Annotated in this window: 17 protein-coding genes and 1 tRNA gene; 10 read left to right on the forward strand and 8 right to left on the reverse strand. The window is 68.9% G+C overall.

What is annotated here, in order from left to right:
- Window positions 1-64 precede the first annotated feature (64 nt).
- From A37U_RS0108555 to A37U_RS0108565, 3 genes are all read left to right on the forward strand, one after another.
- Window positions 65-685: a copper chaperone PCu(A)C domain-containing protein gene (locus tag A37U_RS0108555; protein ID WP_240437518.1), complete on the forward strand. Its 621-nt coding sequence runs from the start codon at window positions 65-67 to the stop codon at window positions 683-685.
- A gap of 71 nt (window positions 686-756) precedes the next feature.
- On the forward strand, window positions 757-2,142 hold the full coding sequence (gene radA / locus A37U_RS0108560) for a DNA repair protein RadA (protein ID WP_026196999.1): 1,386 nt from the start codon (window positions 757-759) through the stop codon (window positions 2,140-2,142).
- A 6-nt stretch (window positions 2,143-2,148) separates the two neighbouring features.
- The gene (locus A37U_RS0108565; RefSeq protein ID WP_020496214.1) at window positions 2,149-2,718 is read left to right on the forward strand and encodes a Uma2 family endonuclease; all 570 of its coding nucleotides are present in this window, start codon (window positions 2,149-2,151) and stop codon (window positions 2,716-2,718) included.
- 42 nt (window positions 2,719-2,760) lie between these two features.
- On the opposite strand, the gene otsB is transcribed toward A37U_RS0108565, so the two are convergent.
- Entirely contained in the window at window positions 2,761-5,298 is a 2,538-nt protein-coding gene (otsB, locus tag A37U_RS0108570; RefSeq protein ID WP_020496215.1) for a trehalose-phosphatase, read from the reverse strand.
- A gap of 203 nt (window positions 5,299-5,501) precedes the next feature.
- Between otsB and A37U_RS0108575 the strand changes: the two genes are divergently transcribed.
- On the forward strand, window positions 5,502-6,668 hold the full coding sequence (locus A37U_RS0108575) for an acyltransferase (RefSeq protein WP_020496216.1): 1,167 nt from the start codon (window positions 5,502-5,504) through the stop codon (window positions 6,666-6,668).
- A gap of 116 nt (window positions 6,669-6,784) precedes the next feature.
- Here A37U_RS0108575 and A37U_RS0108580 read toward each other — a convergent pair whose 3' ends face one another.
- Window positions 6,785-8,245 carry an alpha,alpha-trehalose-phosphate synthase (UDP-forming) gene (locus A37U_RS0108580; RefSeq protein ID WP_051111588.1) on the reverse strand — a complete coding sequence of 487 codons (1,461 nt, stop codon included), beginning with the start codon at window positions 8,243-8,245 and terminating at the stop codon, window positions 6,785-6,787.
- A gap of 47 nt (window positions 8,246-8,292) precedes the next feature.
- Window positions 8,293-10,128, reverse strand: a complete 1,836-nt coding sequence (locus A37U_RS0108585) for a threonine/serine exporter family protein (protein ID WP_157182693.1) — start codon at window positions 10,126-10,128, stop codon at window positions 8,293-8,295.
- 116 nt (window positions 10,129-10,244) lie between these two features.
- On the opposite strand from A37U_RS0108585, the gene A37U_RS0108590 reads away from it, so the two are divergent.
- The 3 genes from A37U_RS0108590 (at window position 10,245) to A37U_RS48175 (ending at window position 11,345) form a co-directional block, all read left to right on the forward strand.
- Window positions 10,245-10,320 (forward strand) — tRNA-Thr (locus tag A37U_RS0108590).
- 152 nt (window positions 10,321-10,472) lie between these two features.
- Window positions 10,473-10,730 (forward strand): hypothetical protein, encoded by a 258-nt coding sequence (locus A37U_RS0108595; RefSeq protein WP_026197001.1) that lies wholly within the window; start codon window positions 10,473-10,475, stop codon window positions 10,728-10,730.
- Window positions 10,731-10,838: 108 nt separating this feature from the next.
- Complete coding sequence (locus A37U_RS48175) at window positions 10,839-11,345, forward strand: hypothetical protein (RefSeq protein ID WP_157182694.1); 507 nt, start codon at window positions 10,839-10,841, stop codon at window positions 11,343-11,345.
- A 127-nt stretch (window positions 11,346-11,472) separates the two neighbouring features.
- Here A37U_RS48175 and A37U_RS42865 read toward each other — a convergent pair whose 3' ends face one another.
- Window positions 11,473-12,411 carry a hypothetical protein gene (locus A37U_RS42865; protein WP_157182695.1) on the reverse strand — a complete coding sequence of 313 codons (939 nt, stop codon included), beginning with the start codon at window positions 12,409-12,411 and terminating at the stop codon, window positions 11,473-11,475.
- Between the two features lie 51 nt (window positions 12,412-12,462).
- Here A37U_RS42865 and A37U_RS0108610 point away from each other — a divergent pair, with 51 nt between their 5' ends.
- Window positions 12,463-12,957 (forward strand): MarR family winged helix-turn-helix transcriptional regulator, encoded by a 495-nt coding sequence (locus A37U_RS0108610; protein ID WP_020496221.1) that lies wholly within the window; start codon window positions 12,463-12,465, stop codon window positions 12,955-12,957.
- Here A37U_RS0108610 and A37U_RS0108615 read toward each other — a convergent pair.
- On the reverse strand, window positions 12,936-13,436 hold the full coding sequence (locus tag A37U_RS0108615; protein WP_020496222.1) for a DinB family protein: 501 nt from the start codon (window positions 13,434-13,436) through the stop codon (window positions 12,936-12,938). The genes A37U_RS0108610 and A37U_RS0108615 overlap by 22 nt on opposite strands.
- Window positions 13,437-13,633: 197 nt before the next feature.
- Window positions 13,634-14,194: a TetR/AcrR family transcriptional regulator gene (locus A37U_RS0108625; protein WP_020496224.1), complete on the reverse strand. Its 561-nt coding sequence runs from the start codon at window positions 14,192-14,194 to the stop codon at window positions 13,634-13,636.
- A 99-nt stretch (window positions 14,195-14,293) separates the two neighbouring features.
- Here A37U_RS0108625 and A37U_RS0108630 point away from each other — a divergent pair, with 99 nt between their 5' ends.
- Entirely contained in the window at window positions 14,294-14,830 is a 537-nt protein-coding gene (locus A37U_RS0108630; RefSeq protein WP_020496225.1) for a cupin domain-containing protein, read from the forward strand.
- Window positions 14,831-14,836: 6 nt separating this feature from the next.
- Here the strand turns inward: A37U_RS0108630 and arr are convergent, their stop codons facing one another.
- Complete coding sequence (arr, locus tag A37U_RS0108635; protein WP_026197002.1) at window positions 14,837-15,256, reverse strand: NAD(+)--rifampin ADP-ribosyltransferase; 420 nt, start codon at window positions 15,254-15,256, stop codon at window positions 14,837-14,839.
- An 82-nt stretch (window positions 15,257-15,338) separates the two neighbouring features.
- Window positions 15,339-15,932, reverse strand: a complete 594-nt coding sequence (locus A37U_RS0108640) for a TetR/AcrR family transcriptional regulator (RefSeq protein WP_020496227.1) — start codon at window positions 15,930-15,932, stop codon at window positions 15,339-15,341.
- A 154-nt stretch (window positions 15,933-16,086) separates the two neighbouring features.
- On the opposite strand from A37U_RS0108640, the gene A37U_RS0108645 reads away from it, so the two are divergent.
- On the forward strand, window positions 16,087-16,416 hold the full coding sequence (locus A37U_RS0108645; protein ID WP_020496228.1) for a TfoX/Sxy family protein: 330 nt from the start codon (window positions 16,087-16,089) through the stop codon (window positions 16,414-16,416).
- Window positions 16,417-16,441 lie beyond the last annotated feature (25 nt).

A 16,441-nucleotide genomic window follows, 5' to 3' on the forward strand; every position in this document is an offset into this window, starting at 1 on the left:
TGCGGCGTCGGTGGTTCCGGGTGACCGGGACCAGAGCGACGGATCAGGAAGGCTGCTGCCAGGAATGAGTGGGGTCTCAGTGGGTATGCGCTCGGTGGGCAAGGCGCGGATGACGGTGGCCGTCGCCGCGGTCGGCATCGGACTCGTGCTCGGTGGTTGTGGTTCGGGTCAGATCACCCAGACCGACACTCAAGCCGCCGCGGTGAACGGGGCGATGGACGAGATCGGCACGGTGGCGATCCGGGACGCGCAGCTGGCCTACCCCGGCGGTGGCAACCAGGCCGCCTACAAGCAGGGCTCCGATGCCCGGCTGGTGCTGACCATCGTGAACAACGCAGGTCAGGACGACAAGCTGGTGAACGTCTCGAGTCCGCTGTTCAGCGGCTCACGGATCGACGGCAGCAAGGAACTGCCCGCGCGGACCGCGCTGCGCTCCGGCGTGGACCCGGACGGCCAGAAGACCCCGGCCTCGAGTGCCTCGAACGCACCGAGTGCGAGCAACGCACCGAGTGCGGCGAACACGCCCGCGCAGCCGGGTGAGGTCAGCATCGACCTGACCGGTTTGACCAAGCCCGCGCTGCGGCCAGGGGTCACGGTCCCGGTGCGGTTCCAGTTCGCGAAGGCGGGCAGCGGGACGGTGCAGGTGCCGATCGGCGCGCCCTACGACAACCAGGCGAACGGCTGAGCCGAGCCGAGACCGGTTCCCGGCACGGATGTGGCCGGGGAATTGTCGGTACCGGGCGATACGGTCCCGATGTGGCGAAGAACGGCAAGGTAGCGCGCGCGGCATACCGGTGCGCCGAGTGCGGCATGGAAGTCCCGAAATGGGTCGGCCGCTGCCCGGAATGTCAGGCTTGGGGCACGATCGAGGAGCGCGGTGTCGCCGCCCCGGTCACCAAGATCTCCGCGGGTGCCCCGAGTTCACCCGCGCGGTCGATCACCGCGATCGCCGCGAGCGAGACCGCGGTGACCAAGACCGGGATCGAGGAACTCGACCGGGTGCTCGGTGGCGGGATCGTGCCCGGAGCTGTCGTGCTGCTCGCCGGGGAGCCGGGGGTCGGCAAGTCCACCCTGCTGCTCGAAGTGGTGCACCAGTGGGCGCGGGGCAACGGCACCGCCCTCTACGTGACCGGGGAGGAATCGGCCGGCCAGGTCCGGTTGCGCGCCGAACGCACCGGGGCGCTGCACGATCGGATGTATCTGGCCGCCGAGAGCGAACTGTCCGCGGTGCTCGGGCACGTGGACACGGTCGCGCCCTCGCTGCTGATCCTCGACTCGGTGCAGACCGTGGCCTCCGCGGAGGTGGACGGGGTGCCCGGCGGGGTGACCCAGGTGCGCGCGGTGACCGCGGCCCTCGTCGCGCTCGCCAAGGAACGCGGGCTGCCCGTGGTGCTCGTCGGCCACGTCACCAAGGAGGGCTCGATCGCCGGGCCGCGGGTGCTGGAGCACCTGGTGGACGCGGTCCTGCAGTTCGAGGGGGATCGGCATTCCACGCTGCGGCTGCTGCGCGGGGTGAAGAACCGGTTCGGCGCGGCCGACGAGGTGGGGTGTTTCGAACTGGTCGCCGGGGGCATCGACGGCGTCGCGGACCCCTCCGGGCTGTTCGTCTCCCGGCACACGGAGGCGGCCCCCGGTACGGCGGTAACCGTTGTGGTGGAAGGAAAGCGGCCGATGCTCGCCGAGGTGCAGGCGCTCGTCGCGCCGAGCACGCTGGCCAATCCGCGGCGCGCGTGCAGCGGCCTGGATTCCGCGCGGGTGGCCATGGTGCTCGCGGTGACCGAGAAGCGGTGCGGTGTGCAGCTTGGGAGCTCGGATGTGTACACCGCGACGGTCGGCGGGATGAAGGTGCGCGAACCGGCGGCGGATCTGGCCGTGGCACTCGCGATCGCAAGCGCGGCAAAGGATATCGAGCTGCCCGCCGATCTCGTCGCGCTCGGCGAGGTCGGCCTCGTCGGTGAGGTGCGCCGGGTTCCGGACATCTCCCGGCGGCTCGCCGAGGCCGTCCGGCTCGGTTTCACGAAGGCACTCGTGCCGCCGGACTGCGGGGACATTCCGGCGGGCATCAAGGCGCTGCCGGTCTCCTCGATGGGCGAGGTGATGGGCGTGGTGCAGAATGGCAGGGCACCGGCGAAGCGGAAGTGATGCGTGATGACGGAGATGCTGCCCTTCGGCCGCCTGCTGGGCTTGGCCGAGTGGGATGCCTTACCCGAGGATGACCAGCATCGGCGCCTCGAGGTGAGCGAGGGGGTACTGATGATGACACCGAGGCCGATGCCGGTTCATCAACGTGTGGTGAATCGGCTCGCCGTGCTACTTGACGAACACCTGCCGCGCGACTGGTCCGCGTTCGGCGAGGTGGATGTGCTGGTGACGGATGAGCCGTTGACGATCCGGGTTCCCGATGTCGCGGTGACCTCGACCGAGAGCGCCAGCGCAAATCCGGCGCGATTCCGTGCCTACGATGTACTTCTGGTGGTCGAGGTCCTTTCCGAGGGGACCCGAAGGGTCGATCGGGTGACCAAATTCAGCGAATACGCCGAGGTGGGGATTCCGCATTACTGGATCGTGGAGCCATGGGGGAAGACGGCCCTGTCCGCGTACAGGCTTGGTCCAGGAGGATACGAGCTCGTGAGTGAGTACACCGGCGATTCGGCGATCCGCATCGACGGCATCGCCACGATCCCGGTCGATCTCGACGCGCTCGCTGAACGCAAGTGAACCCGGTGGGTGAGCGGGACGGCTCACCCACCGGGGCATGGCTCAGTCGCGCGCGGCGTCCAGCAGCTGGGTACAGCGGATCAGCCCGATGTGCGAGTACGCCTGCGGGTGGTTCCCGAGGGAGCGCTCCGCGATCGGGTCGTACTCCTCGGGAAGCAGACCGGTCGGACCGGCGCAGTCCACGATCTGCTCGAACAGCTCCTCGGCCTCCGTGTGCCTGCCGGTGAGCAGGTAGGACTCCACCATCCACGCGGCGCACAGGTGGAATCCGCCCTCGTCGCCGGGCAGCCCGTCATCGCGGCGATACCGGTAGACCGTGGAGCCGGAACGCAGCTCGGCCTCGGTGGCGGTGACGGTGGAGGCGAACCGCTCGTCCTTCGGGTCGATCAGCCCGGTGAGCCCGACGAACAGGGTCGCCGCGTCCAGGTCGATACCGTCGTAGGCGGTGGTGAAGGCGTCCTTCTCCGCGTTCCAGCCGTTCTCGATGACATCGAGGGCGATCTCGGCGCGCAGATCCACCCAGGACGGGTCCACCTCGCGGTCGTAGCGCTCGGCGAGTTTCAGCGCCCTGTCGATGGTCACCCAGCACATCACCTTGGAGTAGACGTGGTGCCGTGGGCGCGCCCGCTCCTCCCAGATGCCGTGATCGGGCTCGTCCCAGCGGGTCGCGACGGCCTCGGTCATGGCGTGCACCATCTGCCAGTCGTCATCGGTGAGCTTGCCGCGTACCTCGGAGAGCGCGGTGACCAGTTCCACCACCGGACCGAACACGTCGAGCTGGACCTGCTGGTTGGCGAGGTTGCCGACCCGGACCGGGCGGGAACCGGCGTACCCGGGAAGCGTGTCGATGACCGCCTCGGCGCCCAGGGTGCTCCCGTTGAGCGCGTAGAGCGGGTGCAGCCGTTCCGGTCCGGGCACCGTGGCCAGTACTCCGTGCAGCCAGGACAGGAACCGCTCGGCCTCTTCGGTCGAACCGAGGGAGACCAGCGCGCTCGCGGTCATCGAGCCGTCCCGGATCCAGCAGTAGCGGTAGTCCCAGTTGCGCACCCCGCCGATGTCCTCGGGGAGCGAACTCGTCGCGGCGGCCATGATGCCGCCGGTGTCGGCGACGCACAGCCCGCGCAGGGTCAGCGCGGAACGCGCGGCGAGGTCGGTTTCCACCGATGGCAGGTTCAGCCCGGCGAGCCATTCGCTGTCGTAGGCGTTCGAACGGGCCCGCCGCTCGGCCTCGGGCAGCTCGTGCTCGCCGAGCTCGGTGGTGCCGCAGCGCAGCTCGAACACGATCGGCCGGTTCTCCCGCGGTTCGATGACCGCGCGGGCCGATTCGTGTGCCCCGTCCGAGGTGATCTCGAACCGGACCCCGGGCGCGCGCAGCACGATCGGGTCGGAGGTGCCGAGCACGGCCAGCCCTTCGGGGTGCTGTTCGAGCCGCACCGGTACCCCGCCGAACTCCGGCCGGGGGACGAACTCGACGACCGCCCTGGTGGATCCGCTGACCACCCGGATCAGGTCGGTGCGGTGCTGGCCGGTGTTGTGGTCGAGGTAGTCCGTGACGAGCAGCCGGGACCAGCGGGTCTCGGTGGTCATGGTGCCCGGCAGGTAGCGCTGGCCGAGCGGAAGTCCCTCGTGTTCCGGGCGCACCGTGAAGTGCCCGGCCGAGGATCCGCCGAGCAGATCGGCGAACACCGCGGGGGAGTCCGGGTCCGGGTGGCACATCCAGCAGACCCGCGCGTCCGGGGTGAGCAGCGCGATCGAGCGTTCGTTGGCGAGCATGGTGAGCCGTTCGATCGCGGGCGCGCGCCCACCGAACAGCCAGTTCTGTCGCTCCTCGAGGATGAACGCGAGGGTGGTGGACACGGCCGCGGTGTCCGGGAGCCGGTACTCGGCGCGGCTCTCGCCCTCACCGACCTTGATCCCGAGGTCCGGCCCGGAAAGGCGGGCGAAGGCCTTCTCATCGGTGACGTCGTCGCCGATGAAGATCGCGGCGGTCGCGCCGATCCTGCGGCGCAGCACGTCGAGCGCGCGGCCCTTGTCGGTCTGCACCACGGCGAGCTCGATCACCGCCTTGCCCTCGGTGACCTGCACGCCTCCCCAGGTGGCCTGGTCGGAGCGGACCGCGGTGAGCACCTGCTCGGCGACCTGTTCGCTCGCGCGCCGCACGTGCACCGCGACGCTCGCGGGCTTCGTCTCCAGCTGCACGCCCGCATACCCGGCGGTGAGCTCGGTGAGCGAGCGGTGCAGGCGCGCGTGCAGTTCCCTGGCGTCGTCGTCGAGGGCGTGCACGAAACCGACGTCGAACTCCGAGCCGTGCGAGCCGACGAGGTGCACCTCGCTCGGCAGCCGGGAGAGCGTGGCCAGATCGCGCAACGCCCGCCCGGAGATCACCGCGGTCGTCGTCTCGTGCAGATCGGCGAGCGCGCGCAGCGCGCCGACGGATTCGGATGAGGGCCGCGCGTGTTCGGGATTTTCCACGATCGGCGCGAGTGTGCCGTCGTAATCGCAGGCGATCAGCAAGCGCGGGGTCCGCGCGATGGTCATGATCGCGCTGCGCAATTCGGCAGGCAGTGTCTCAGCAGTCATTGATCTTCGGGGTCTGCGTCTCGGGGTAGGGGATGATTTCGGGGTTGGTGCGCCCAAGCGTAGGGCAGCCGGAGTACCCGGCCGCACTGGCCGCCGGTGTACCCGCGCGCCGGGGTACTCCGGGATAAGGAGTACCTTGTCCGAGTCCGTTTCGTCCTTGTCACGGAACGCTCTTCGTTCACCCAGGAATCACAGGGGAGGACATGTCCACGCCCGACACGGCGCAGGCCGCATCGAGCGCGCGCCCGCGCGCCCGGATGTACAACGTCGACCTGTTGCGCGTACTGACCTTCACCTGCGTGGTCTTCGTGCACTCCTACGGGGCGATGAATCCGCCGGATGCCCCCGATATGGGCGCGGTCTCTCTGCTGATGCACTTCACGCGGTACTCCTTCGTGTTCATCACCGCGTTCGTGCTCTTCCACGGCTACTACCGCAAGGACACCAAGGCGAGCACCTTCTATCGGCGCCGGTTCGGCGCGATCGTGCTGCCGTACGTCGTGTGGACGCTGATCTACACGGTGCTGACCTTCACCACCATCGAGACCCCGGAATCGGTGTGGGCCGGGCTGCAGACCACGATCCTGAATCTGCTCCAGGGCACCGGCTGGTTCCACCTGTACTTCCTGCTCGTCTCCATGCAGATGTACCTGCTGTTCCCGGTGCTGCGCTGGCTGGTGCGGCGGACGGCAGGGCACCATGGCAAGCTGCTGCTCGCCGCCGGGGTCGTGCAGGTCGGCATCATGCTGCTGTTCAGCTACGTGCCCGCGCCCCCCGGAGTGCTCGGCACGCAGCTGTGGGCCATGCAGGCCTCGATCCTGCCGAGCTACGCGCTGTTCTGCATCCTGGGCGCCCTGTTCGCGGTGCACGCCGAGCGGATCCGCGCCTTCCTCACCGCGCACTACTGGCTGTTCGGCGCGGCGTTCGCCATCGGCCTCGCCGGATCGCTGACCGTGTTCTTCCTCCGGGTGAACGAGGGGGTCACCCCGGACGTCGCGGCGAACCCGCTGCATCCGGATGTGCTGCCCTGGGCGCTCGGTTCGATCCTCGGCCTCTACGCCTTCTGCATCTGGTGGGCCGCCCGCCGCAAACCGGGCAGCCTGCTCGCCCGGATCGTGGACTGGGGCTCGATCCGCGCCTTCGGCGTCTACGCGGTGCATCCCTTCATGGTCAACCTGCAGTGGGCCCCGCTGCACGAACAATGGGCGAACTTCTTCGGAAACCGCATCCTGGGTGGCGCGGTCATGTTCCTGAGCACGCTGCTGCTCTCGGTGATCGCCGTGGAGCTGATGCTGCGCACCCCGTTCGCGAAGGCGCTGGTGGCCCGTTCGCCGTTGCGCAGGACCGCCTCGGCCGCGCGGCACGTCTGACAACTCCCGTTCCGCTGGCACGCGGCGAAGGCGCGCCATCACCCTGGCCGCCGAGCCCCGCAGGAGATCGCCACGCGGACTCCTGCTCGCGGCGGACGAGAGTTGTCCGACGCCCGCTAACCGTCCCCGCCGAGCGCGGTGAGGAACGAGCGCGCCCACCGGTCCACGTCATGGGTGAGCACCTGCCTGCGCAGCGCGCGCATCCGCCGCCGCCCGTCCGTGGGGTCCAGTTCGAGCGCGGTGCGCAGGGCGTTCTTCACCCCGTCCAGATCGTGCGGGTTCACCAGGAAGGCACTGCTCAGTTCGGCGGCCGCGCCGGTGAACTCGGAGAGCACCAGCGCGCCGCCGAGATCGTGGCGGCAGGCGACGTACTCCTTGCACACCAGGTTCATCCCGTCCCGCATCGGGGTGACCACCATGACGTCGGCCGCGGAGAAGAAGGCGGCCAGTTCCTCGCGGTCCACCGACTGGTGCAGGTAGTGCACGACGGGGTGACCGACCCTGGCGAACTCCCCGTTCATCCGGCCGACCTGCTGTTCGATGTCCGCGCGCATCCGCACGTAGTGTTCGACCCGCTCGCGCGAGGGCGTGGCCAGCTGCACCATGACCACATCGGCCGGGTCGACGGTGCCCTCGTCGATCATCTCGTGCAGCGCGTGCAGCCGTACGTCGATGCCCTTGGTGTAGTCCAGCCGGTCAACCCCGAGCAGCACCTTCTTCGGTTTGCCGAGGTCATCGCGGAGCTGGGCGGCCCGCTTGCGCACCCGCTCGGTCTTGGCGAGCGTGTCCAGGCCGCCCGCGTCGATGGAGATCGGGAACGCGCCGACCCGTACGGTGCGGTCGCCCATCTGCACCGCGCCCGGCCGGTTGCGCACCCCGACCGCGGTCCGGGTCGGTTCGAGGCCGACCAGCTGGCGGGCCAGCCACAGAAAATTGCGCGCCCCGCCGGGCAGGTGGAACCCGACCAGATCGGCGCCGAGCAGCCCGCGCACGATCTCGGTGCGCCACGGCAGCTGCATGAACAGTTCGACCGGGGGAAACGGGATGTGCAGGAAGAAGCCGATCCGCAGGTCCGGGCGCAGTTCACGGAGCAGTTGCGGGACCAGCTGGAGCTGATAGTCCTGCACCCACACTGTCGCACCGGTGCTCGCGATCTCGGCGACGTGCTCGGCGAACCGGCGGTTCACCCGGACATAGGCGTCCCACCAGCTCCGGTCGAACACCGGGCGCACCACGACATCGTGATAGAGCGGCCAGAGTGTGGCGTTGGAGAAGCCCTCGTAGTAGTCGCGGTACTCATCGGCGCTGAGCGTGACCGGGTAGAGCAGCAGCCCGTCCTCGGTGAACGGGTCCACCTCGACATCCGAGACCCCCGGCCAGCCGACCCAGGCGCCGTGCTGATTGCGCAGGAACGGCGCCAGCGCGCTCACCAGTCCGCCCGGGCTGTGCTTCCACCGCTGCGAACCGTCGGGTAACCGTTCCAGGTCCACGGGAAGGCGGTTGGCGACGACGATGAATTCGGCTTTCCCAGGTGCGGCGGCCACGGTGAGGTTCCTCCTTGGGCTTTGCCCCCACATTAACCACTCACCATCGCGGTGTGTAGCTACGACAAGTGACGGTCGACTCACTCCGGCCGCTTGAGCCGGGCCGCCGAATGGGGACTGAGGAACTGCCGCTGCCAGCGCCCGAGCCGCCTGCGCACCGGGTGCGCGAGGAACTGGCCGAGCACCACCCCGGCGCCCAGCGCGAGCGCGATCGTGACCGCGACCACGAGATTCACCCCGCCGTCGAGGATCTGCTGCGGGTTCTTGCTGCTGTTCACCAGCCCGTACAGCGCCCGGTAGGTGGAGAAACCGGGGAGCAGCGGGGTGAGACCGGCGACCGCCACGATCACCGGGGGAATGCGCAGCCGCCTGGTGAGCAGCCCGCCCGCGAAGCCGATCACCACCGCCGCGGCCGCCGAGGCGATGATCGGGCTCGACGCGGTAGCCAGCAATGCACCGTAGGCCGCGCCACCGAGTGCCCCCGCGGCCGCCGAGACCAGCAGCGTGCGGGTGCGCGCATAGCTGGCCAGCGCGTAGAACGCCGCGGCGGCAGCGCCCGCGAGCATCAGCAACGGGACCTGTTGCACCGAGGTCGTCTTCGGCGGGTCCATGTCTCCCTCGGTGATACCGACCACCGCGGCGATCTTCACCGCGATCACCACGCCGGCGATCAGCCCGGCCGAGATCAGCGCGATTTCGATCGTCCGTCCTGCCGCCGTCACGTAATAGCCGGTCACCGCGTCCTGCACGGTCTGCACCACGGAGAGGCCGGAGAGCAATACCGTGATCGCCGCACCGATCACCAGCGAGGAATCGTTCCCGCCGAACAGTGTGTCGCCGAAGTGCACCACCACAAGGGCGAGGAACGTGGCGAGCAGGCCGCCCACCAGCTGCTGGAAGAAGCTCGGCAGCGCCCGCTTGTTCAGGAACCGCCCCAGCCGGTCGATCACCGCCGAGATCACCGCGGTCACCACCGCCACCATCGGGGTCCCGTTGATCAGGATCGCGATCGAGGCCGCCATCCCCGCCCAGGCGAGCGTGGCCACCCAGCGCGGATACGGATGCCGCGCCTTCGTGATCCGCTCCAGCTCCGTGGACGCCTCGTACGGCCGGAACTTCCCGTTGCCGTTGATGATCCGCTGCAGCAGCTGGTCGGTCGCCTCCAGGCGCGTGTAGTCACTGCCCCGCGCGCGCACCAGGCGCACCGCCGTGATCGGGTTCACATCCGAACCGCGGTGCACCGAGACCGTGATCGACGAGAAGATCACGTCCACCTCGCAGTGCGGCAGACCGTAGGCCTCCGTCACCGAGTAGATCGCCTCGGTCGTGTCCGCAGCGCCCGCGCCGCAGGCCATCTTCACCTCGCCGATGCGCAGTGCCAGATCCAGCACCAGCTGCACCTGCGATTCGCCGGGAAGCTCCGGACCGTAGGTCGCGTTGTCCGCGATCGGGGTCGCCGGGCGGAGCCCCGAATCCGTGCCCTGGCGCGCCCTGCGGAGGCCCGGAACCCTGCGGTGTGGGCGGTCCTGCTTCGGCCGATCCGGTTTCGGCCGCGAATGCTGCCTCCCGGGCGGCGCCACCCGCTCCGTCGACGCCTGCGAGCCCGGCGGTTCCGGTACCGGACTGCCCGAGGCCGGACCGGTCGCCGTCGGGTGGTTCGAGCCCGGTGCGTTCGAGCCCGGTGCGTTCGAGGCCGGGTAGTTCGCTGTGGGTGTGTTCGACGCCGGTCGGTCCGGCGCGGGTGCGTTCGACGCCGGGTTGTCCGATACCGGCGTGAAGAACTTCGTCCGCGACTGCGAACGCTCCCGTTCCCGGGCGGCCGCCGCGCGATGCTCGTCCGTCACCGCGTGCTCGGCGAGCGGATCACGCTCCGGCTTCCCCCGGTCCGTTGGCGGCACCACATACCTCACAATCATTGTCGCCCCTGGTCTCCCCGTAATCGTGCACGGCGGGCGTACCGCACGTCCACCGCACCACACCAGGACCACACCCACCGGCTACGATGAGCCTGGCCGCCGGTCACTGCGGCCACGCCGGCCTAGCTCAATCGGCAGAGCACCTGTCTTGTAAACAGGAGGTTAGGGGTTCGATTCCCCTGGCCGGCTCCACGTTCGACCAGGGGGTACCGACCGGCGAGCCGGTCGACCGCGATGCCCCGGTTCGCGACCGGTTTCCCGGCGCACGCGGCGAGTGGCCCCGGATCGGTCTGACGTCGCCGGATGGAGCGTGGGAGGCCCGCGAGGGCGGCAAGGAGTCGTTGATGCTGAACCTGTTTCCGAACGCACGACAAGACGCTCGAATTGTTCGCTTGGAGGCGCAGGTCGCCTACCTCGCCGGACAGCTGGGTGTCGGGCCCGAGGAACTCGAGGCGCATGCGGCGCCGGACGTTCCCGCCGAGGTTCGCCGACTGGCCGCGGAAGGCAAGAAGATCAAAGCGATCAAGGTCTACCGCGAGGCGACTGGCGCGTCGCTCGCGGCGGCCAAGCGTGCGGTCGATGCGGTCAGCTCGCTCTCCTGACGGGGCTTCGGGCCGCGTCCGGTGGCGCGTTCACTGGCCACTGTCGTGGGAACCGGGGGAATTGAAGTGCCTGACCTGACCGCAACGGCGGCGCAACGACCGCGTTGGATGTGGGTATGTGCTTGGCTGGCCGTGGGTGCCGCCGCGCCGACGGTGCTCTGGCGTGCGGTTGTCGGACTCGGTGCACCGCTCGGCACGCCGGTGTCCTGGCGGGCAGCTCAGCATATTCCCGGAAGCGGCACCGTCTACGTGCTCGTGCTCTCGCTGCTGGAGCTGGTTGCGGCACTGTCGACGCTGGCTCTGGCGCACCCCGACGGGGATCGAATTCCTCGCTGGAGTCCCGTCGCGCGGCGTTCCCGGGTACCCGTGGCACTGGTTGCCGGGGTCGCGTTGGCCGGTGTGGTCGTCCTGGCGTTCCTGTGCCTCGCCGGTGCGCTGCATTGGAGTAGTGTCGATCCCTTCGCGGGTGCACCGTTTACTGCCTGGGCGGCCCTGTGCCGGGCCTGTTATCTGGTGGCGCCACTGTGGCCCGTGTTTCTCGGCATCACCACTTGTGGCTACCTGCGCTGCCGCCGGACCGGCGGGGTGCATGCACGAGACGTCACCTCGGCATGATCGACGCCCCGCCGATCCTCCGTGCGAACCTCGCCTGGGTGCCGGTGCCACGAAGCTCGATGCGAGTCTGCTCCGGTGATCACCACACTGTTCCGCGGCGGTGCGGCCACGATCGATGCCGTTCGGCTCAGCTGGGCCGCTGTCTCGTGAACACGGCGTGGATCGTGACGATCCCGGTGGCGACCAGGGTGAGCAGTCCGAGCAGTGCGAGGGCGCTCGCGGCGATCGGGGCCGTGCCGAATCGGGTCGGTTCGATGCCGAACGCGGCTTCGATGACGACCACGGCCGTGCACAGGAGATAACCGGTACTGCCGAGGATGACGATCCGGGTGCGCCGCGGCGCGCTCCAGCCGGTGTGCGTGGTCAGCCAGGCGAGTGCGGGGAGGACGAGGATGCCCTGCATGGCGACGGCGTGCGCGGGAACGAGGACGGTGGCGGCCCAGTAGGCGGCCTCGAGCGAGACGGTGAACATGGTCCGTTCGCCGATAGCGATCATCGCGGCGCCGATCAGCAGGGCGAGGATGAGGCTGAAGAACCCGCACAGCACGGCGATTCTGGTGGCGCGGGTGTCGAACGGCACCGGTTTGCGGATGGCGGCGATGGTCAGCGCGAGGATGCTGAGCACGATCACGCCACCACCGAAGGCCGCCGCCATGGCGAATACGCTGTCGACCGGGGTCGTGGTGTTGAAGTGTGAGGGGACGCTGCGCCATGCCTGGATGGTGATCGCGAGGACTTCGACGACGCAGGCCGTCGCGAAAAGGCCGAGTGCCGGAGCGCGTGAGCGTGCGGACGGGGCGATCCGGGTGCTCGCCGCGGTGACGGCGAACAGTGTCGCGCCGAAGGCGAGGCCGAACTCCGCGGGTTTGCGCCAGGAGACCGGTCCGGTCCAGGGGCCGCCGAGCACCGCTTGCGCGAGCAGGTGCAGCAGGCCGAGCAGGACGAGTGCCGCCGCGATCCGGTAGCAGGCCCGTTCGAGCCGCCCCGCGCCCGAGTATCCGGCAGCGAGTTCGCCGTAGAGGGCCCGTACCGGGCTGGTCACCGCACTGATCGTGGTTAGTTCCACGCGATAATGATTTATCGCATGTAATGGTTTGTCAAGTGATACTATTCGGTCGTGCGGGCGAACGAGAAGGCGCGGAAACCGCGCGGACACGGCAATGCATTCCTGCTCACGCAGATCGGGGCGAGGGCCGCGCAGCGTTATGGTCAGCGCATCGGCGGTATCGAGTTGACCCCGGCGCACAGTGGGTTGCTGTTCGCGATCGACCGTGAGCCGGGGCTGAGTCAGCAGGCGCTCGCCGCGAAACTGGACACCGCAGCGACCCGCCTCGTCGCGTTGCTGGATGATCTGGAGCAGCGCGGCGCGATCGAACGTCGCCGCAATCCGGAGGACCGGCGGCACAATGCCTTGCACCTCACCGAGGAGGGTGCCGGGCTGCTGGGCGAGGTTCGCACGGTCGCCGCCGAGCACGAGCGGGATCTCACCGCGCCCCTGACCGAGGCGGAACGCGTCGAACTGCACGGTCTGCTCACGCGCATCGCCGATCACCTCGGGCTCACCCCGGGCGTGCATCCCGGCTATCGGAACTACGGCACGGATTGTCCGTAACCGGCCTGGATCTGTTCGCGCAGGATGTCGCCGTGCCCCGCGTGCCGGGCGAATTCCTCGGTCATGGCGAGCAGCGTCCAGCGCATGCTGACGGTTCCCTCCGCCGGGATGTCCACGGTGTCGTCGAGGGCGAAGCGGGCGGCGATCTCCCGCGAGCGCCCGCTTGCCCGTTCGAATTCGGCGATCACCTCGGCCAGGGTCTCGTTTTCGGTGACGGTGAAGGTGCCGAGGTCGCGCTTCGAGTATCCGTCGCATTCGGATTCCTCGAGTCCCGCCCAGAATCGCTGGAACCAGATCCGTTCGGCGGCCGCGGCGTGTTTGAGTACGGAGATCGGTGTCGTCAGGGACGGCACGAGCCGTCTGCGGGCCTCGGTTTCGGAGAGTCCGCGTGCGGTCTCGATCAGGGCCTCGCGGTTGCGATCGAGCAGGTTCTCGATGATCGCCCGTTCGGCGCCATCGGTGATTCGGTTGATACTCATGGGTTTCTCCATTCTTGTGCGCCCCGAGGGCGCGATCGGCCGACCGGAAAATGGTCCGGTGTGGGAATTCGAAGACCGGGACGATGTGTCCGGAAACGGAAAACGGGCTGTCGGGAGCTGAACGCGTCACCGGCGCCGAGCTGCCATCGTGCCGGGTGTTCTCCCGTTCCGTCAAGACGGTTTCGTGGGCCAGGTCCTCAGGAGGGAAGGAAAGCCGCGATCGCCTCGTCGGCCAGCAGCGCGGACCGCGGGGTCTCCGGATCGGTTTGGGCCAGCTGCGACAGTCCGAGGATGGCCGCGTAGGCGACCCTGGCCCGGGACGCGGCCCGGGCCGGTGGCAGGCCGAGTTCGCCGTAGGTCTGCGTCAGGAGCTCCAGCCGAGCCCGGTTCACCCGGCGCACCACCTCGGTGACCCGGGGATCGTTGCGGTCGCCGAGCAGACTCAGGTGCACCGATGGTGCCAGCGGCTGGACGGAGTGCACGACGGCGGTGAGCAGCTCGCGCAACCGCTGTGCCGGGTCGGTGATCGCGGCGAATTCGGCGAGGCCCGCCTCGCCGTGGCCGCGCGCCCATTCGGTGAGTGCCGCGGCGATCAGCTCGTCGCGGTTGCGGTAGTGGGCGTAGAAGCTGCCCTTGGTCACACCGAGTGTCCGGGCGAGTGGCTCGACCGCGACCGCGGCCAGTCCGCCGTCCGCGATCGCCTGCAGTGCGGCCCGCGCCCAGTCCTGGGCGGACAACCGGGTCGACTCGCTCACCATGGGCAAGAGAATACGCCCGCGTATTGACCGGTCCGCGAACGCAGGATACGGTGGCGTATCAATACGCAACCGTATTGAGTTGGCGATGGGGTGATTCGGATGGGCATTCGCCGGGTGGTCACCGGCCACGACTCCGCGGGACGGTCCCGGGTCGCCGATGACCAGGTCGTCGAGCCGATCACGTCCGGGCTGTTGCCCGGCTGCGCGGCCTATCGGCTGTGGGGCAGGGATGAGCGGCCCACGTTTCCGGACGGCGGTTCGCCGCGTGGCGCCGAGGCGTACTACCCGCCCCGGGACGGCTCGCGCTTCATGATCAACACCATCGCGCCGGGCGACCTGGTTCCGCCTCCCGATCTCGATGAGGCGGCGGCCCGTGCCGAACTGGAACGGCTCATGCCGGGCGCGCTGGCCGCCATGGAGCGCGATGCGCCGGGCATGCACACCACCGACAGCATCGACTACGTCCTGGTGGTCTCGGGCGAGGTCACCCTCGAACTCGACGACGGCGCCCGGACGGTGCTGCGCGCGGGCGATGTGGTCGTGCAGAACGGTACCCGGCATGCCTGGCGCAACCACGGCACCGAACCGTGTTCGATTGTCGGCGTCGCCATCGGTGCGGATCGGAGCCGCGGTTGATGCCGTTCAGTCGTTGATCGCCTCCACGCCGAGCCGCTCGAGCTCCGCGAGATGCGCGCGCGTGGCTTCCAGCACCTCAGGGGAATGCGGCTCCCAGTTCACGATCTCCTCGAGGACGCGCAACGGTTCCCGGCTGCGGTAGGACCGGGTCGGATTGCCCGGGAACTTCTTGTCCGTCAGGTTCGGATCGTCCTCGAAGGAGCCCGTCGGCTCCACGCGGTAGATCCGGCCCGGCCCATCGCCCAGCGCGAGTTCCGCTCCCCAGGTGGCCGCTTCCAGGGTCCCGGCGAAGTAGATGAAATTGGCTGTTTTCCGTTCTCCGTAATTGGATCGGTAGCCGGGATCCAGCAAGTCGCCTTGTTGCAAATCGGCTTTCGTGCCGTGGTAGAAGGGCCCGGATCCGGCAGACATCGATCGACTGGTCATGCGGGGCAGTCTGCGGTGTACCCGGGGGCTTGCCGCAAGTCCCCGGGTGCGCTATATGTTGAAAAGGGCGGGAGTTCTGGGGTCAGTCCGGACGTAGCGCGTCGATGACGAGATCGAGTAGCCGCCCGGTCTGTGCCCGAGTCTCGGGTCCGGTCGTGGCGAGCAGGGAGCCCACCAGCAGCATGGTGATGTCCTGTGGCTCGACATCGGCGCGCAGCGTGCCCGATTCGGCGCCGATTTCCAGGATCGTGGCGATGGCGGCGGTGACGCGTTCACGGGTGGCCGGGGTGGCGATCGTCCCGGATTCCCAGCCGGCGCGGAGCGTTTCGGCCATGCCGCGCTTGGTGGCGACGAAGGCGGCATAGCGTTCCATCCACGCGCGCAGTGCCGTTTCCGGTGGGAACCGCCGCAGCAGATCCGGGACGCTGCCGGTCACCTCGTCCAGTTCGGCGGAGTACACGGCTTCCACCAGTGCCTCGCGGGTGGGGAAGTGCCGGTACAGCGTGCCGATGCCGACGCCGGCCTCCCGGGCGATGGTCTCGAAGGGGACGGTGCCCTCGGCGGCCGCGAACGCCGCCGTCGCCGCCCGGATGAGCTTGTCCCGGTTGCGCCGCGCGTCGGTTCGCGGAGCACGGCGAGGCTTGTCCCCGGCGGGAACCGAGTCGGCGGAACTCAATGCGGAACGACCTCCGGTGCGGTATGGCAAAAGAAACGGATCTTCTTCCGTTTCGTCCAGCCTACCCCGGAGGACTTCCGCTGTTCGAGGTTTCCGGCTTCTCTTCGCCGGGCCTACAATTCCCGGACAATGCTTCGGCGGGAAAGGGAACGCCATGGCCTACGACGAAGATGTCGCCGACCGGATTCGCGAAGCGCTCTCCGGGGAGATCGTCCGCGAGCAGCGAATGTTCGGTGGCCTTTCCTTTATGGTGCACGAGAAAATGGTCGCCGCACTCAACGGCGAGCGGGTCCTGCTGCGCTGTGCTCCCGAGCGGGCCGCGGAACTGATCGAGCACGAAGGTGCCGACTGGGCGATGATGCGTGGCAAGGAGATGACCAAGGGCTGGATCGAGGTGGACCTCTCCCGGTTCGGCTCCGCGGAGGACACCGCGTTCTGGATCACCGCGGCGCTGGACCACAACCGGGCCGTGACGGGGAACTGAGCCACGAATTCGGTGGACGCACTGT

Source organism: Sciscionella marina DSM 45152 (assembly GCF_000379465.1).
GTDB lineage: Bacteria > Actinomycetota > Actinomycetes > Mycobacteriales > Pseudonocardiaceae > Sciscionella > Sciscionella marina.

Coding starts and splice junctions, on each gene's coding strand:
- A37U_RS0108555 (WP_240437518.1), top strand. CDS start 65: ATGAGTGGGGTCTCAGTGGGTATGCGCTCGGTGGGCAAGGCGCGGATG.
- A37U_RS0108565 (WP_020496214.1), top strand. CDS start 2,149: ATGACGGAGATGCTGCCCTTCGGCCGCCTGCTGGGCTTGGCCGAGTGG.
- otsB (WP_020496215.1), bottom strand. CDS start 5,298: ATGACTGCTGAGACACTGCCTGCCGAATTGCGCAGCGCGATCATGACC.
- A37U_RS0108575 (WP_020496216.1), top strand. CDS start 5,502: ATGTCCACGCCCGACACGGCGCAGGCCGCATCGAGCGCGCGCCCGCGC.
- A37U_RS0108580 (WP_051111588.1), bottom strand. CDS start 8,245: ATGTGGGGGCAAAGCCCAAGGAGGAACCTCACCGTGGCCGCCGCACCT.
- A37U_RS0108585 (WP_157182693.1), bottom strand. CDS start 10,128: ATGATTGTGAGGTATGTGGTGCCGCCAACGGACCGGGGGAAGCCGGAG.
- A37U_RS0108595 (WP_026197001.1), top strand. CDS start 10,473: ATGCTGAACCTGTTTCCGAACGCACGACAAGACGCTCGAATTGTTCGC.
- A37U_RS48175 (WP_157182694.1), top strand. CDS start 10,839: ATGTGGGTATGTGCTTGGCTGGCCGTGGGTGCCGCCGCGCCGACGGTG.
- A37U_RS0108615 (WP_020496222.1), bottom strand. CDS start 13,436: ATGAGTATCAACCGAATCACCGATGGCGCCGAACGGGCGATCATCGAG.
- A37U_RS0108625 (WP_020496224.1), bottom strand. CDS start 14,194: ATGGTGAGCGAGTCGACCCGGTTGTCCGCCCAGGACTGGGCGCGGGCC.
- A37U_RS0108630 (WP_020496225.1), top strand. CDS start 14,294: ATGGGCATTCGCCGGGTGGTCACCGGCCACGACTCCGCGGGACGGTCC.
- arr (WP_026197002.1), bottom strand. CDS start 15,256: ATGACCAGTCGATCGATGTCTGCCGGATCCGGGCCCTTCTACCACGGC.
- A37U_RS0108645 (WP_020496228.1), top strand. CDS start 16,087: ATGGCCTACGACGAAGATGTCGCCGACCGGATTCGCGAAGCGCTCTCC.